This window comes from Candidatus Cyanaurora vandensis (genome assembly GCF_013285555.1).
Lineage (GTDB): Bacteria > Cyanobacteriota > Cyanobacteriia > Gloeobacterales > Anthocerotibacteraceae > Cyanaurora > Cyanaurora vandensis.
In genome coordinates this window covers 1-15542 of sequence record NZ_JAAXLT010000143.1, presented here as the reverse complement: position 1 = coordinate 15542, position 15542 = coordinate 1, and the positions used below count along the sequence as shown (strand labels likewise).

The following is a 15542-nucleotide window of genomic DNA, read 5'->3' as shown; positions in this document are numbered from 1 at the left end:
CGGGGGGCCGGGGTGGGGGGTGGTTCTCTGGTCTATAACGCTGTCACTTATCAACCGACCCGGACGCTATTCTCACAAATCTTCCCCAGTACGGTTGATTACAATGAGATGGCGGATATTTACTACCCCAGGGTCCGTGCTGTTCTACAACCCGCGCCTGTTCCTGAAGATATCTTAGCAACGAGTTACTATCAACAAACTCGGACTTTTATGGCGATGGCTCAGGCGGCGGGTCTCCCTAATAAGTTGGTGGATCTGAATATAGATTGGAACATCGTCCGTCAGGAGATTGCCGGGTCCAAGCCCGGTTCGACCATCCTCGGCGAAGTCTGGTACGGCAACAATAGTGGGGCTAAAAAGAGCCTTGACAAAAACTACCTCGCCCAAGCCAGTAGTACGGGTCACGTCACGATTCAACCCCTGACGGTTGTCACGGGCCTAGAGGAATTAGCGGGGGGGACGGGGTACCGGGTCTTCTGTAACCTAATTGATGAAGGGGGCGTGGTCGTCGCTGAGCAGTCCTATTCCTGTCGCTACCTATTTTTGGCAGCGGGTTCCCTAGGGACGAGTGAACTACTGGTTAAAGCCCGCGCTAAGGGGACCTTGCCGCGTCTGTCTTCCACGGTAGGGACAAGTTGGGGCACCAACGGTAATACACAGACCTTCCAGAGTGGTCTCAGTGGGCCTACCAATGGTCGTCAAGGCGGGCCAGCCTCAGCCGTCGTCGAACACTTCGATAATCCCTACGGTCCCGTCGTCCTGGAGAACTTCCCTTCCTACAACATTGCCGAGGGGACGCTCTATTACTTGGGTCTGGGGATAACGCCAGCGCAGGGGGAGTTTACCTATCAGGCGCGGACCGACTCGGTACGTTTAAATTGGCCCACTACTGCTAACCAATCCCTCCTTCAGGCCACGCGGTACACGGCGGGTCTGCTCAAGGGTAGTACGGTGGGGACGAGTACGGGGGCGACGACGACGGGTCATCCCTTAGGCGGGGCGGTCATGGATAAAGTATGCGATACCTATGGGCAGGTCAAAAATTACTCTGGACTCTACGTGGTAGATGGTGCCCTGATCCCCGGCTCTACAGGTTGCACTAACCCTTCGTTGACGATTGCCGCGCTAGCAGAACGGGCCATGGACCACTTTTTCGCAGCGGTTCTCTAGCTCCAAGAGATCCTCCCTAGCCCCCCTTAAAAAGGGGGATTTATAAGTTCAGGACTTACGCAAGAGCCATCGGCCTAGCCGGGTGCTTCAGTTGCTGCATCAACCACCCAGAGCGCAGCCCCTGCTGGAGTTGATAGATGGTCTGGCCTGTACCAGGCGACCTCTTTAAGGCCTACCCACACCAGCCGCGCACCGCCGACAGGGTTTTACCTTGCCTACGCTCCTTGCGACACTGACACGCCTCAAGCCCCGTCAGGGGTTTGATTTCGCCGTGAAACTCCGCCACTTGCCAACGTCGGATAACCCCATGGGCACTACCACGATCCGGTCGGCGGGTGAGTTCAATCGAGGTCGCATCGCGCTTCTCTAAGACGGTACATCAAAGCTAAGGTAGGCTTGCTCACAAGGCTAAATAACGTGTTTGACCTTATCCCAGCGTAAGTGCGGGGTCATCGGTTCATGGCTGAGATAGCGGTGAAGGGTATCGTGCCTAAACGTCTGGAGATGGTCCGCTACATAGGTCAGGGTCTAGTTGAGCTGGGCAGTTAACCGGTATTGGCAGTCGTCGAGTTTAATAAGGCTCATCGGCTAAGGGGCAGGTCACGGCTCCGCTATCCGACCCACTCCTCTTGCTCTGCGTAAGTCCTGAGTTACGCTTCCCTTCCTCTAGTGTTATTCCTATCACCTGATTAACTTTGGTAAAGCCAAAGTTAATCAGGATTCCTTCATGACTCGCCTGGGTAAAACTGTAGCAAGCAAAAACTCGACTTCGTAGGACCCAAGCTGCCAAAGTAGCTTACTCGTCAAGCAAGTAATCATCGCATCAGTCGGACAGATTGCATGTTTAGGCGTAGCTTTTTTGTGTTTTGAAGACGCATAGACCACAGCTCACGGTCAGAACTGTAGGCAGGGGTGGGAGTTGTCAGCCTGGAGAGGTAAAATTGGTCTAGTGTACTTACCCGTCCTATGACCACCCCACCCTTGCCGCCCCAAGCCAAGACCATTCCCCAGAGCCAGATCTATCACGGGCAGACCTACCTAGATAACTACGCTTGGCTACGGGAGCGCGAAAATCCAGAGGTGCTGGCTTACCTGGAGGCCGAGAATGCCTACACTGAGCAGGTAATGGTCCCCACGGCCCAGCTTCAAGCCACGCTCTACCAAGAAATTTTGGGGCGAATCAAGGAGACGGACCTCTCGGTACCCGTTTGGCTAGAAGGGTATTACTACTACACCCGTACTGAAGCGGGCCAAGCCTATCCCATTCACTGCCGCAAAAAAGAGAGCCTAGACGCGCCTGAGCAAGTCCTCCTCGACCAAAACCTGTTAGCTCTCGGTCATGCCTACTTCAGTTTGGGTACCTTTGAAATCAGCCCGGACCATCAGTTATTAGCCTACGCCACAGACCTAACCGGGGGTGAGACCTATACTCTTTTTGTCAAAAACCTAGCGACCGAGGCGATCCTCGCGCAAATCCCCAATATCTATACTTCGGTGGCTTGGGCTAATGATAACGCCACGATTTTTTATACCATCCTTGACCCAGCCATGCGGCCCTTCCAGTTGTATCGTCATCGTCTGGGTACCGACTTTAAAAATGATGTATTGATCTACCATGAACCTGATGAAGCCTATTATCTGGGTGTGGACCAGACCAAGGACCGGGCCTATCTCTTGTTGAGCCTAAGCAGTAAAATTACCAATGAAATTTACTACTTGAATGCCGACACGCCCACTGAAGCTTTTCAGGTGATGCAGCCGCGTATCAAGGGGTTGGAGTATGGAGCAGAACACCATGAGGGTTATTTTTACATCGTCACCAACGACCAAGCCCAAAACTTTAAACTGGTCCGCACCACCGTCACTCAACCGGGCCGGGAATACTGGCAAGATGTGATTCCCCATCGGCCTGAAGTTAAGTTTGAAGGAATTGATGTCTTTGCTGAGTATTTTGCCGTGTTTGAGCGGGAGCAGGGCTTACCACGGCTGCGGATTTTGGACTTGGCGCGTCAGGAGTTCCGGGCAGTTCCTTTTGAAGAACCTGTATACACTTTGTCGGGCGGGAGTAATCCTGACTTTAAGTCTACGGTTTTGCGCTTTAGTTATACTTCTCTCATCACCCCTAACACGGTTTTTGATTACGACATGACCACGGGGGAGCGCGAACTCAAGAAACAAACGGAAGTCTTAGGCGGCTACGACCCGGACCAGTACCAGTCTGAACGACTCCAGGCCACCGCGCCCGACGGGACTCTAGTTCCAATTTCGTTGGTGTACAAAAAGGGGTTAGTTCTGGACGGTAAGAACCCTCTTTATCTCTACGGCTACGGTTCCTATGGCATCAATATCGAACCCCAGTTCTCCTCCCAACGCATCAGCATCCTGGACCGGGGGCTAGTGTTTGCCATTGCCCACATCCGGGGGGGCGAGGACCTGGGACGGGCTTGGTATGAGGACGGCAAGTTCCTCAACAAAAAAAATACCTTCACTGACTTTATCGCCTGTGCCGAACATCTGATTCAGACGGGCTACACCAACCCGGAGCAGTTAGTTATTGCGGGGGGTAGTGCCGGGGGCTTGTTGATGGGGGGGGTGATGAACCTGCGCCCGGACCTCTTTAAGGCGGTGATTGCCCAAGTGCCCTTCGTGGATGTGGTCAACACGATGATGGACAGTACGCTGCCCCTGACGGTGATTGAGTACGACGAGTGGGGCGACCCCAATGACCCAGTTTTCTTTGACTACATGGCCTCCTACTCGCCCTACGACAACCTTGAGTCCAAAGCCTATCCCAACCTCCTCGTCACCGCCGGACTCAACGATCCCCGCGTGAGCTACTGGGAGCCCGCCAAGTGGACTGCTAAACTGCGAGCTTTGAAAACCGACCAGAACCGCATTCTTCTCAAGACCAACCTGGGCGCGGGTCACGGCGGGGCTTCAGGCCGTTACGAACGGATTAAAGAAGTGGCTTTTGAGTACGCTTTTATGCTGGATGTGCTGGGGTTAGCGACTTCCTAATGCCGTGCTACCTCGGTTTTGACCCAGGGACGGTGAAATGTGGGCTAGCGGCGGTGCGGGCGGGGCAGGTCTTGGTGCGGGCGGTGGTCCCGATGGCTGAGGCCCTACCCTGGGTTACTCAGGCGGTCCGGGAATTTGGCATGGCAGGGCTAGTCCTCGGTAACCAGACTGGGAGCCGGTCCTGGCAAGTACGACTCCAGACTGAGTTCCCGGAGCTACCCATACATCTGGTAGACGAGCGATACAGTTCCCAGGAGGCCCGCTTGCGCTATTGGGATTTTTATCCAGCCCGGTGGCAGGGCTGGCTACCCCGGAGTCTGCGAGTTGTACCCACGCCCTACGACGATGTGGTGGCAGTCGTGCTGGTGGAGCGGTTTTTGGCTCAGTCCACCTTGTCCAGCGTGTAGAGCCGACGGGCTGGAGCTAGACCCTCTAGTAAAACCGCGCCATAACTGCGCCATGAGACCCGGTTATCAAGTAATGCCACCAACCCCTTCGTCCGCCGCACCGGATTTACCCCCCGCTGCAACCGCCCGAGAGCGACCGGGAGGAGATATTCGCGGAACCAGTCCCGGCCTTCCTGTTTGAGGGCATGGATACGCGCTTGCACGAGGGGTTGGTCCCAAGCCGGGAAGGGTAAGTTGACCAGGACTAGGGTAGCCGGGTCGAGGCCCGGACCCTGTTCCCAAAAATCCCAGTCCGCCACGACCACGGGCCGCGCTCCCGTCGGCACCCGCCCCACCCCCACCCGTGAACCAAACTGCGCCGCCAGATAGGTCCCCAACTGCCGCCGCAGGGCATAGGAATCCACCAGAACCACCACCGGGCCGGGACTCGTCAGGACCAATTGACCGAGTAAGGGCAGGATGCGGGCAACGAAATGCGGATGGTTCGTCTCCGGCAGGTCCGGCAGATATAGACTCACCTCTTCTTCATGGCGGTCTGGAGCAAACTGAACCGTCGTCATCTCGCCCAAACCCAGCCGATAACGGAAAGCCGGGGCCTGTTTTTGACTGTCGAGTCCCTCGCCAATCAAGATGACGGGGTGCTGAGACCAGAGCGGGGCTAAGGCTGCCGCCACTGGGACCGGCGAGAGGTAGAGGGTGAAACTTGCGCTCTGGTGGTGGACCGCACTCCAGAGGGGCCAATCGGTGACTAAATGTTCAGTGAACCGCGTCCAAGGCTCTAGCGTCGGCTGGATTGCTTGTAGGAGTCCACCCAGGGTACGGCGCAGGTCCTGGGGAACGCTCTGGGTCGGATTGGGATTGGTGAGTAAATAGTGGGCCAGTTCCGTCACTTGATGAAGAACCTGCTCAGCCTGGGCTGGGGGCAAGCTCAACCGTAACCGCTGCCAGTCCGCCGGCTCCACCCGTACCCCCAAGGCTGTCTCCACCCAAGCTTCTAAGTGCTGAGTCTGGTCAAAAACAATAGGAACGCCCTTGGGCACGGTCATCGTCCTCCGAAAAAAGTCCCTAAGCAGCACCACCGGGTCCACCACTAACACCCCGGCCCAATCAGGTTGGGGCCACTGTTCGACGAAAAGTAGGGGTTTTTCCCAGTTCTCGACCAAGGGCAAGTCTTGCTGCTGGAGTTGAGCTTGGACCGTCGGGGTCAGGGCTAGGACTAAAGGCTGGGGCCAGGATAGGGCCGGAAGTAAATAACTCAAACGGTATTCGGGTTGACTGGCGACTTGAATTAACGCGCTACGGCCTGTGGTTAGACTCCGGGCCACCAGTCGGGCCATCGTTAGCTGGTGGGGCCAAGGGAGAGCTTGGGGCAGCCGGCGCGATAGTTCTTTAAGGCGACGGTGGACCGTGACTTCCAGGGATGTCGTCGTCATAGGACTGTCGCCATCACAGACCTAGGGCGCCGGGGGCGTGGTGGAAAAAGAAGACCCACAGCCGCAAGTATGGGTGGCATTTGGGTTACGGAAGCGAAATCCGCCGCCCATTAAGTCCGCCGAATAATCCAGGGTCAAGTCATCCAGATAGGTAAGACTGGCAGTATCTACCAACACCTTGACATCCCCATATTCATAGACTTGGTCCGTCGTGCCAATCGTCCGCTCGGGCTTAATGTCGTAGGACATCCCGGCGCAGCCTGCATTTTTGACCCCCAACCGTAACATCAGTTCTTCGTCATTTTTTTTGCGGCGTAACCGACGAAACTGGTCGAGCGCGGTATCGGTGACAGTGATCATCCTGTACTCCAGCAGTTCTAGTCCTTCCATTGTAAACGAGAACCCCAGTCGTCCTAGGCTGGCGGCGCACCCGGTAGGGTGCAACAATAACCAACAGAGGTGGCGAGAGTGTCGCGGGGCTAAGGCCCTGAGGAAAGTCCGGGCTCCCCAACGCGCAGGGCTGCTGGGTAACGCCCAGTGCGCGTGAGCGTGAGGATAGTGCCACAGAAAGATACCGCCCCTGGTCTTGGACCATGGGTAAGGGTGCAAAGGTGCGGTAAGAGCGCACCAGCAGTATCGAGAGGTACTGGCTCGGTAAACCCCGCCCAGGAGCAAGGCGTGAGGACTGATGGCTGCTCGTTGCCGTCCTCCACTAGCCGCTTGAGGCGTTGGGCAACCAACGTCCCAGATAGATGACGCTCCCCCCGGCCTTTGGGCTAGGGTGAACAGAACCCGGCTTATGTCCACCTCTCCCCCTAGGGGGAATCCCGTGAATTCACGTATCTTTAGGGAAACTTTATCGGCTGGTCCCAGGATTGCCGCTAGTATAAACACGGACAGAATAATGAAACGCCATGCCCCAGTCCCCGACCTTCTTCGCTAAGCCCCGCGCCGAACACTTCCCTCAGTTCCCCCGCTGCACCGTGAACAGTGTTTTCCCCGTGGAAACGGTCGCGCTTCGAGCAGGTCAAGTCCAAGTCGAGTTACGGACCTCGGCGGTGACGACCCTCTGGCTGAGTGTGACTGATGTAGAATTACTTAACCCTGTTCCTGCCTTAGTCCCTGCCTATTCCCGACTCAGGAATTGAATACAGGCGCGAATCCATTGCTCCGTCGGGGCTTGGGGCTCCAGTCTAACCTGGGTCAGGGCTTGGTTGACCTGTTGGGCGGTGAAGCCTAGGGCACTGAGGGCGAGGTAGACTTCCTCATTGGCGACGGGACTGGCGGCGGTCATCACGCCCCCGGTGCGCTCCTGCCATTTCTCCAGACGGCCCTTGAGGTCCAAAACGATGCGTTGGGCGGTTTTGGGGCCAACGCCGCTGGTCAGGGCGAGGACGCGGCTATTGTCTTTTAGCACTGCTTGAACCAATTCAGCGGCTCCCAGGGTTTCCAGAAGAGCCAAGGCCAGACGGGGACCGACCCCGCTCACACTGAGCAGATGCCCGAAGACTTCCCGTTCGCCTAGATCACTGAAACCATAAAGCGTCTGCTGGTCTTCGCGTACTACTAAGTAGGTCCAGAGTTTGTAAGCATCGCCCACGGCGGGTAGGGTCAGCCGTTTGTGGACATGGATTTGATAACTGACCCCCCCGGCAGTCTCCAGGACCAACCCTTCACTCATTACCTGAGTCAACGTACCGGCTACCGCAAAGATCACTGTGCCCTCCGGTACCAAAAAAGCCCCGCCAGCCAGTTGTTGACGATGTGGGCGACCACCGGGACCAAGAGGTTTCCTGAACCGACCATCGCTAGTCCCAGGACGAAACCGACCACGGCAGCCCAGAGCGCGTAGGGCCAGTGCCGTAGCTCCAAAAGGTGCAAGCCCCCAAACAGTAGACTACTTCCCACCAAGCCCAGACTATCCAGAGCCACCCCCCGGAACAAAAACTCTTCACTCAGGCCCGGTAACAACCCCAACCAGAGAATATCCCCGACCCGTAAAGGCCGGAGAACCAACGTTAAATAAGCTGCTGTAGCCTCTTGAAACCCCGGCCAGAGGTAATAGGTCAACAGGCCCAAACCATTCAACCCCAAGCCCAAAGCCACACCCATCCCCAAAGCTGGTATGTCCCATCGCCAAGTGGGAACTGAGGCGGTCCCGGTCAGCCAACTCCAGGTTTGGGCCACCACAATCAGGACAAGGGCAGTGGTAGCCAGGGTAAAGAGGACCTGTTCGCGGGTGAGAGTCAAAACAACGCCCTCAGGTTAGCTTCTACTCTAATCTGAACTCGACCGCCGGGTGAGCATGGCTAGGTAGACTCATTCTTGATTAAATTCGTGACATCCCAGGCTCGGTCAATCTCGTGGCCTGATTCTTGGTCATCGGCTTGGAGGAGCCGTTCCAACTCCTCTCGGTTTTGACGAGAACGAGCGGCGATGGTTTTTTCATCCCCTTCAAGTTTTGCCATCTCATGAAGGAGATGTTCGTCGTTGACTTTAAATAACTGAGCCACCCGACGGGCACGATAGGCGCGGACCCCCAAAAGTTGTAGAGCCTCCACCCCGAGTTCCAAGGCTGAACCAAAAGTTTCCCGCTCAATGACTTCTACTTTGCGGTTAATCATCTCGTAGGCGTGTTGACGATCAATCGCCCGTGCCAAAATTTTAAGGTGAGGAAAATGTTTCTGAACTAAATCAATAATGGCGATAGACTTCTCTCGGTCATCCACCGCAACTACAAAAAGTTTAGCTTGATTCGCCCCCGCCGCATGGAGTAGATCCAACCGCGAGGCATCCCCGTAAAACAACTTGAACCCAAAGCGGCGGAGCATATCAATCTGATTAGAGTTAATGTCCAAAACCGTCACCCGGCAACCGTTGGCAATCAACATCCGCCCCACAATTTGCCCAAACCGTCCAAAGCCAGCAATAATTACCGGGTTCTCTTTTTCGTCAATCTCATCCGTCTCCCGTTCCTCCGACCAATTAGTGAAACGTGGTTGTACAAATCGCTCGTACACAATCATCAACAGAGGCGTAAACACCATCGAGAGCGCGACAACAACGATGAGCGGTTCCGCAACCTCGGTCGTGAGAATGTTGTTTTGGGTCGCAAAGGAGAAGAGGACAAAAGCAAACTCTCCCCCCTGCGCCAGGGCAAAAGCAAATAGTAAACTAGCGGACCATTCCAACTTAAAAAACCGCCCCAGCCCCAATAACAAACTAAACTTCACGACGACTAAGCCGATCACCAGCCCCAAAATTAAAAATGGCTCCCGAAAGAACAGGGCAAAGTTAATCCCCGCTCCCACCGCAATAAAAAACAACCCTAACAACAACCCCTTAAACGGCTCAATATCACTCTCTAACTCGTGGCGGTACTCACTATCCGCCAGCACTACCCCCGCCACAAAAGTCCCCAAGGCGGGCGAGAGGTCCACCGCCTGCACCGCCAGAGCCACCCCGATCACCAAAAGCAGAGCTGTTGCCGTAAACATCTCCCGTAGTCCCGTACTGGCAATGAACCGGAAGACCGGGCGCATCAAGAACCGTCCCGCCAACACAATCCCGCCCACCAGCCCAATCACTAGCAACGTTTGCTGCCAGGGGAGACCCGTCGTCTCAGCCAGACTTTTTTCGCTAGCTAGGAGTGGCAAGAGAGCCAAAATGGGAATCACCGCAATGTCCTGGAAGAGCAACACCGAAAAAGAAGACTGCCCCGCTTCCGTTTTCAATAAACCCTTCTCATTCAAGGTCTGGAGCACAATCGCCGTCGAGGACATAGCAAAAATCAACCCCACCGCCAACGCTACCTGCCAAGACATCCCCAGCAGAAGCCCGATTCCCCCCACCGCCAGCGCGGTTCCCACGACTTGTAAACCGCCCAGTCCCAAAATCGGCACCCGCAACCGCCACAACAACGACGGCTGTAGCTCTAGACCGACCAAAAACAGCATCATGACCACGCCGAATTCCGCGAAGTGCATGACATCCTCGCCCTCTTGCCCGACTAACTGGAGGCCAAAGGGACCAATCGCCACCCCCGCCAATAGATAGCCCAACACCGAGCCGAGCCCCAACCGTTGCGCCACGGGCACCGTCAGGACCGCCGCTAACAGGTAAATAAAGGCCTGAAAAAATAGATTATCCATGGTGCAGTGTCTCGGGTTGGTAGTTGCGTTGCGGTTGGTCCCGTAGAGCCAAGATGGTCTCACGGTAATGGTCAGCGTGGTCAGCAATCTGCGCTTGGGTTAACTGATGGACGCCCTGCACCACAAACGGCGGGAGATATTCCATGCCACAGAGTCGAGCCGTCTGTTCAAAGGTCACGAGAAACTCGCGGATCGTGAAATGGTTGTGGCCCCCGCGCCCATAGGCTTGTTCGCCGCCGCCCGTGGTGATCGCACTGAGGAATTTCTTCCCATGCAGGGCTGTTCCCTGATGTCCATAGGCGAAACCATACTCCAACACCGTATCCTGCCACTCTTTCAGAAGAGCCGGACTGCTATACCAATAAAAAGGATGTTGGAATACCACCACGTCGTGGTCCAGGAGTAGCTGCTGTTCAGTCCGGATATTGATATGAAAGGTGGGGTAAGCCTGATAAAGGTCATGGACTGTGACGGACACTAAACCCTGGACTGCCTGGAACAATTGCCGATTGACCCGCGATTTCTCTAGAGCCGGATGCGCGAACAAAATTAGAACTCGACTTGTCGCCACCAGTCCCCCGCCGCATTTTCTATTAAGATAGCGGACGTCAGGCTTTACTGTGGCCTAGTTAATGCTTGAGGACGACCCGGTACCGGGCCTTACCACTACGCAGACGGTCAAGGGCTTCATTGATCTGGCTAAAAGCAAAAGTCTCGGTAATCGGTTCCACTTGATGACGAGCAGCGAAATCGAGCATCTGGGCGGTGGTCGCCGGACTCCCCAGGGGACTACCGGAGAGCGATTTCTGACCCAGGAGCATCGGGAAGATCGGTAATGACACCGGACTGGGAGCCGCCCCGACGAGGTGGAGCCGACCTTTCGGACGCAACGCCGCCACATAGGTCGCCCAGTCTAGGTCAGCATTCACCGTTGAGAGAATCAAGTCAAAGGAATTTGCCACCGCTTTGAGACTGGCGGGGTCACGGGAGTTAATGAAGTGACTAGCCCCCAGTTCGCGGGCCTCTGCCTCTTTATCCGCACTACTGGAGAAAGCGGTAACATCACAACCCCAAGCTTGCAAGAAGCGCAAGGCCATATGACCCAACCCACCAATCCCGACCACGCCTACCCGGTCTGTGGGCTTGATGTCTAGTTGGACCAAGGGGTTGAAGACCGTAATCCCGCCACAAAAGAGCGGTCCAGCGGTTGCTGGATTGAGACCTTCAGGCAGGGGTATGACCCAGTTTTGGTGAGCACGCACTTTATCGGCAAACCCACCATACCGGCCCACAATCGTGCCCTCGGCGGTCAGACAGAGGTTGTGGCTGCCGGACATACACCATTCACAGACCATGCAGGAGCTTGAGTACCAACCCAACCCGACGCGCTGACCCAGCTTCAGATGATGGACTGACCGACCGATAGCGGCAATAGTCCCGACCACCTCATGACCGGGAATTAAGGGATATTGGGATACCCCCCAGTCGTTGTTCAACATACTCAGGTCACTGTGGCAGATACCGCAGTACTCCACTTCAATTTCTACATCCGCATCCCCCAGAGGACCGGGCTCGTAGTCGAAGGGTTGTAAGGCTTGACCCGGTTTGTGTGCAGCGTAGGCATGGATCATGAAGTTAGTCCTTTGAATCAGGTCAGCTTAAGCCCTGCTGTTGCGCTTCATAGGCTTGGACTTTTTCGACTTGTTTCTTTTTGAGGACCAGTAGCACTTGGCAAGCAAAGGCTACAGCTAGGGTGACAAGCAACCAAACGACGCGTTGGGGGTCCTGGAGAACGATATCTTTCTCCGCTTGACCAAAACCACCACCTACCACGTTAGGGTCGTTGGTGAGGGCCTGACCGGAGGTCACAGTGTCGCCTACTTTCACTTGAAGTTCGGGTCCGGGCGGGATTTTGACTTCTAGGTCGCCCTTGGCGGTCTTCAAGGTGATGAGGGTACCCTTGTCGTAACTCTGTTCGCCCATGGTGATGGGTACGTTCGGGGTGATCTTGGTGATGGTCCCGGCTGAGGTTGCGTTGTATTGGGCGTTATTGCTCGCCGTGCCATCGGGATAGACTTGGCCCCGGCCCCGGTTGCCGCCGATGTAGACGCTGTACTTACCGAAGTAGATGTTCTTGTCTACACCGGGGTCGGGGGCTTTGACCGGGATGACCAAGACGTTGTTGGCCTTGCCCACGGTCTCCGCATCCACCGGACCCACCACGATGATGTTAGGGCGGATTTCTTTGCGTGGTTCTTCGGCGAGTTCATCAAGGGGGGTGGCGGCGGCCCATTCCCCAGAGTCTACTTTGGCCTTCTGCTCGGCGGATAACTCCTCGGGCTTGGCGACCCGGAAGCCCTTGGGTAACTCTAGGTAAGCCCCGGCCTGCATCGTTGCTCGGTATTCCCCTTGCTCGTTGGCGTAACCCACGACCTGTTGAGCCTTGATATCGTAAGGAATTTTGACCTCTACCTCAAAGACCTGACCGGGCATGACGGACTGCGGGAACTCCGCTTCAGCTTCCGCATAACCCAGGTGACAGTTAGCACAGGCAATCCGGCCCGAGGACTCACGAGCTTCCTCATACTGAGCGGCGTACTGGGGGAAGGCTTGGGCGGCAGTCGTCGCTAGCCAAAGAATACCCGTCAAGGCAAAAAAGGTCTTTTTCATGGTCGTCCTAACTACGGTTTAAACCCACCAGGGTTCGGGGTTGCTGTACAGTTCGGTCTTGCGAAAATCGTTCTCGGTCCAAGGGGTGAAGAGAACTTTATCGTCCTTCACTTCCGCCTTGACCAGGGGCATTGGGTAGGGCGAGGGACCGTTGAGTAGACCGCCATCCGTGGCATAGGCCGAGCCGTGGCAGGGGCATTTGAATTTGCCCAAGCCTGTATCCCAGGGTACAACACAGCCCAAATGGGGACAGACGGCGTTGAGGCCATACTTCGCGACCTGTTTGTTCTCATCAATGACGATATAAGTTGCGTTCCCGGCTGCCAGCGAAAGCCCCTGGGAGAGGACGCGTCCGCCAGCGGGTTCTTTTGCCAGCAACTCCGTCACAGAGAAATCCTTCCCCGCACGGTCCCGAGCGGCAATCCCGCCCGTCCCGTCCCCGTCACTTGGTGGAATGAAATAAGCAATTACAGGGTACAAAGCCCCGACGGTCGCTCCGGTGATTGCCCCTGTGGTCAATAGGCTCAAAAACTGACGACGACTCTGAGGGATAGCTTCAACGGTCTCAGACATGACGTGCCCCAACTGCGAGACTTGTTAAAAAACTTTGCATACACATCTTAACGAGAAAACAGAACGCCCGTTCTCCTAGTATCGTGAAGAAGTGTAAACTTTAGGCCATGACTGGACCGGAATTACGACAGATTTTGGAGATGAAGTGGGGTTATCCCTACGATGTACAGTTCTTGCGCCGGGGGGACCGGCGTTATTTTCAGGTGATGTGGCGGTATCTGGGGCAGGCTTCTTTTGCCATGACGGAGGAGCAATACATGGCCCATCTGGAACGGGTGGCCTATGTTCTCGATGAATGGGCGGTTGCGGACCAAGTGCGGAGTTATCTCGATAAAACTAAGGAGCGGCCTCGGGTGGGTAAGGCGATCTCTGTTCCCCTGGTTTACGACTGAGTTTTTCCTTGGCGGTGGGGGTTTGGCGCGGGAGGTTACTTATTCGCTTTGCTTTCAACAGCGGCAGAGATCCCCCTAAGTCCCCCTTTTTAAGGGGAGCTAGGAGGGAGTTCTTCTGCCTTGGTTCTCCACTAGCCTGGTCCCGTCAGGGTATGGGGCGGAGGGGCTCTTGTGCCTCATATGATTTGCTCCGCTGTCTGGAGAATTTTTTCGATCACTTGACTCACGACTCGGTCGGGGGTGGAGGCTCCGGCGGTCACACCGATCCGTAAGGGCGGGTTGGGGAGCCAGGGGCTGACTCGGACGCGCTCAGTTTGACCTAGGGGTTTGTGATAGAGGGTGTTGTTGATATCTAGGCAGTCTGGGCCATCAATGTGATAGGACACTAATCCCCGCTCAATGGCAATTTCCTGGAGGTGGGTGGTGTTAGAGGAGTTGAAGCCGCCAATGACGACCATCCGGTCTAGGGGCTCCTCGACCAGTTGGAGCATCGCGTCTTGCCGTTCCTGGGTGGCATCACAGATCGTGTCGCCGGGGCTGGAGAAGTGTTCTTCTAACGCAGCGGGTCCGTACTTTTGGAGCATAGTCTGCTCGAAGAGTTTCCCAATCCGCTCGGTCTCGCCCTTAAGCATGGTGGTTTGGTTGGCGACTCCGACCCGAATGAGATGGCGGTCTGGGTCAAAGTCGGGGGCGGCGGCTTGGGGGAATTTTTGACGGAACTCGCTGGGGTCCCCGCCGTGGAGGATATAGTCACAGACCCACTGGGCTTCCGCTAGGTTCAGCACGATTAGGTAGCAGTTGGCACGGGAGGCGGTGGCGACGGTCTCTTCGTGGTTATATTTGCCGTGAATAATTGCAGTGAAGTCGTGTTTCTCATATTTGGCAACTCTCGTCCAGACCCGTGAGACCCAGGGGCAAGTGGTATCTACGATCGTGCAACCCTTAGCTCGTAAGCGTTCCATCTCTGAGATGCTCGCCCCGAATGCCGGTAGGATGACTACATCACCAGCGGCAACCGGACTAAAATCTTTTTCGCCCTGGGGTCCATCCAAGAAAGCAATGCCCATAGCGGTTAGATGGCGATTGACCTGGGGATTGTGGATAATCTCGTTGGTGATCCAGATGCGGTGGTCCGGGAAATGCTTGCGGGTCTCGTAGGCCATCGAAACCGCCCGGTCTACCCCCCAGCAGAACCCAAATGCCTCCGCCAACCGAATCACGATGCCATTTTGCTCATAGGTATAGCCTTGGGCGCGGATCTGGGCAATCAGGCCCGAATCGTAGGCCGCCTGGAGTTGGGGTTTAACTTCAGCCTTGAGACCAAAACCTTTGCGGTTGTAGGTGTCGCTCATGAGATTGCCTAGGGTAACAATTGCATCCTAAACAATATCAGTTGCAGTTAACGCTGAGGTTGAGGGGAAGTCCGGCGGGGTTGGTCAATTCAAGGACGGTCACGCTACCTTCCGGGGCAGCAACCGTTTTGAGAACTAAGTCTTGAGTCTCTACCACGGAATCAGCCAGGGGTTCAGGTTCATAGGTTGGTTCGTCGGGTCCACTGGGAGCAAGGTTGTAAGCCCGAGCAGTAAAATCGCCAGCCCGGGGGATGAGTCGACAACGGTAACCACGGGCTGGCATGAGGTGGAGTCGTTCGGTGGACTGGGGTGCAAGCTCAAGGATGGTCGTACTAGCGGGGTCGACTCGGGGTCCTAAGGCTTGGCGGCGTAGGGG

The 15542-nt window shown here is 55.8% G+C and carries 16 protein-coding genes and 1 other RNA gene; 6 read left to right on the top strand and 11 right to left on the bottom strand.

Annotated features, from left to right (window positions below; translation table 11 throughout):
• The 3 genes from HFM78_RS09750 to HFM78_RS09740 form a co-directional block, all read left to right on the top strand.
• Positions 1-1170, top strand: a 1170-nt coding sequence (locus HFM78_RS09750) for a GMC oxidoreductase (protein WP_287129252.1), incomplete at its 5' end; no start/stop codon positions are given.
• Positions 1171-2136: 966 nt separating this feature from the next.
• Complete coding sequence (locus HFM78_RS09745) at positions 2137-4188, top strand: S9 family peptidase (protein ID WP_287129251.1); 2052 nt, start codon at positions 2137-2139, stop codon at positions 4186-4188.
• Positions 4188-4595 carry a resolvase gene (locus HFM78_RS09740; protein ID WP_287129250.1) on the top strand — a complete coding sequence of 136 codons (408 nt, stop codon included), beginning with the start codon at positions 4188-4190 and terminating at the stop codon, positions 4593-4595. The genes HFM78_RS09745 and HFM78_RS09740 overlap by 1 nt, the downstream gene beginning before the upstream one ends.
• Here the strand turns inward: HFM78_RS09740 and HFM78_RS09735 are convergent.
• Together HFM78_RS09735 and HFM78_RS09730 are read right to left on the bottom strand one after the other, a co-directional pair.
• On the bottom strand, positions 4571-6028 hold the full coding sequence (locus HFM78_RS09735; protein WP_287129249.1) for a helicase C-terminal domain-containing protein: 1458 nt from the start codon (positions 6026-6028) through the stop codon (positions 4571-4573). The two genes, HFM78_RS09740 and HFM78_RS09735, sit on opposite strands and share 25 nt — an antisense overlap.
• Positions 6029-6049: 21 nt before the next feature.
• Complete coding sequence (locus HFM78_RS09730; RefSeq protein ID WP_287129248.1) at positions 6050-6388, bottom strand: iron-sulfur cluster assembly accessory protein; 339 nt, start codon at positions 6386-6388, stop codon at positions 6050-6052.
• 95 nt (positions 6389-6483) lie between these two features.
• On the opposite strand from HFM78_RS09730, the gene rnpB reads away from it, so the two are divergent.
• Positions 6484-6843, top strand: an RNA gene (rnpB, locus tag HFM78_RS09725) — RNase P RNA component class A.
• A 99-nt stretch (positions 6844-6942) separates the two neighbouring features.
• The gene (locus tag HFM78_RS09720) at positions 6943-7176 is read left to right on the top strand and encodes a hypothetical protein (RefSeq protein WP_287129247.1); all 234 of its coding nucleotides are present in this window, start codon (positions 6943-6945) and stop codon (positions 7174-7176) included.
• Here HFM78_RS09720 and ruvA read toward each other — a convergent pair.
• From ruvA to petC, 7 genes are read right to left on the bottom strand one after another with little or no spacing between them, the layout of a single operon-like run.
• The gene (gene ruvA / locus HFM78_RS09715) at positions 7155-7745 is read right to left on the bottom strand and encodes a Holliday junction branch migration protein RuvA (RefSeq protein ID WP_287129246.1); all 591 of its coding nucleotides are present in this window, start codon (positions 7743-7745) and stop codon (positions 7155-7157) included. The two genes, HFM78_RS09720 and ruvA, sit on opposite strands and share 22 nt — an antisense overlap.
• Complete coding sequence (locus HFM78_RS09710; RefSeq protein WP_287129245.1) at positions 7742-8278, bottom strand: CPBP family intramembrane glutamic endopeptidase; 537 nt, start codon at positions 8276-8278, stop codon at positions 7742-7744. Before HFM78_RS09710 ends, ruvA begins: the two co-directional genes overlap by 4 nt.
• A 59-nt stretch (positions 8279-8337) precedes the next feature.
• The gene (gene kefC / locus HFM78_RS09705) at positions 8338-10179 is read right to left on the bottom strand and encodes a glutathione-regulated potassium-efflux system protein KefC (RefSeq protein ID WP_287129244.1); all 1842 of its coding nucleotides are present in this window, start codon (positions 10177-10179) and stop codon (positions 8338-8340) included.
• Positions 10172-10750, bottom strand: coding sequence for an NAD(P)H-dependent oxidoreductase (locus HFM78_RS09700; RefSeq protein WP_287129243.1), 579 nt, complete (start codon positions 10748-10750; stop codon positions 10172-10174). The genes kefC and HFM78_RS09700 overlap by 8 nt, the downstream gene beginning before the upstream one ends.
• Positions 10751-10808: 58 nt before the next feature.
• The gene (locus HFM78_RS09695; RefSeq protein ID WP_287129242.1) at positions 10809-11810 is read right to left on the bottom strand and encodes an NAD(P)-dependent alcohol dehydrogenase; all 1002 of its coding nucleotides are present in this window, start codon (positions 11808-11810) and stop codon (positions 10809-10811) included.
• A gap of 22 nt (positions 11811-11832) precedes the next feature.
• Entirely contained in the window at positions 11833-12849 is a 1017-nt protein-coding gene (locus HFM78_RS09690) for an apocytochrome f (protein WP_287129241.1), read from the bottom strand.
• Positions 12850-12867: 18 nt separating this feature from the next.
• On the bottom strand, positions 12868-13422 hold the full coding sequence (petC, locus tag HFM78_RS09685; RefSeq protein ID WP_287129240.1) for a cytochrome b6-f complex iron-sulfur subunit: 555 nt from the start codon (positions 13420-13422) through the stop codon (positions 12868-12870).
• A 107-nt stretch (positions 13423-13529) separates the two neighbouring features.
• On the opposite strand from petC, the gene HFM78_RS09680 reads away from it, so the two are divergent.
• A complete protein-coding gene (locus HFM78_RS09680; RefSeq protein ID WP_287129239.1) occupies positions 13530-13814 on the top strand; it encodes a DUF3067 family protein in 285 nt (94 codons plus the stop codon).
• A 176-nt stretch (positions 13815-13990) separates the two neighbouring features.
• Here the strand turns inward: HFM78_RS09680 and HFM78_RS09675 are convergent, their stop codons facing one another.
• Positions 13991-15166 (bottom strand): 4-hydroxy-3-methylbut-2-enyl diphosphate reductase, encoded by a 1176-nt coding sequence (locus HFM78_RS09675; protein ID WP_287129238.1) that lies wholly within the window; start codon positions 15164-15166, stop codon positions 13991-13993.
• Positions 15167-15203: 37 nt separating this feature from the next.
• A partial coding sequence (locus HFM78_RS09670) for a hypothetical protein (protein ID WP_287129237.1) occupies positions 15204-15542 on the bottom strand: 339 nt, incomplete at its 5' end.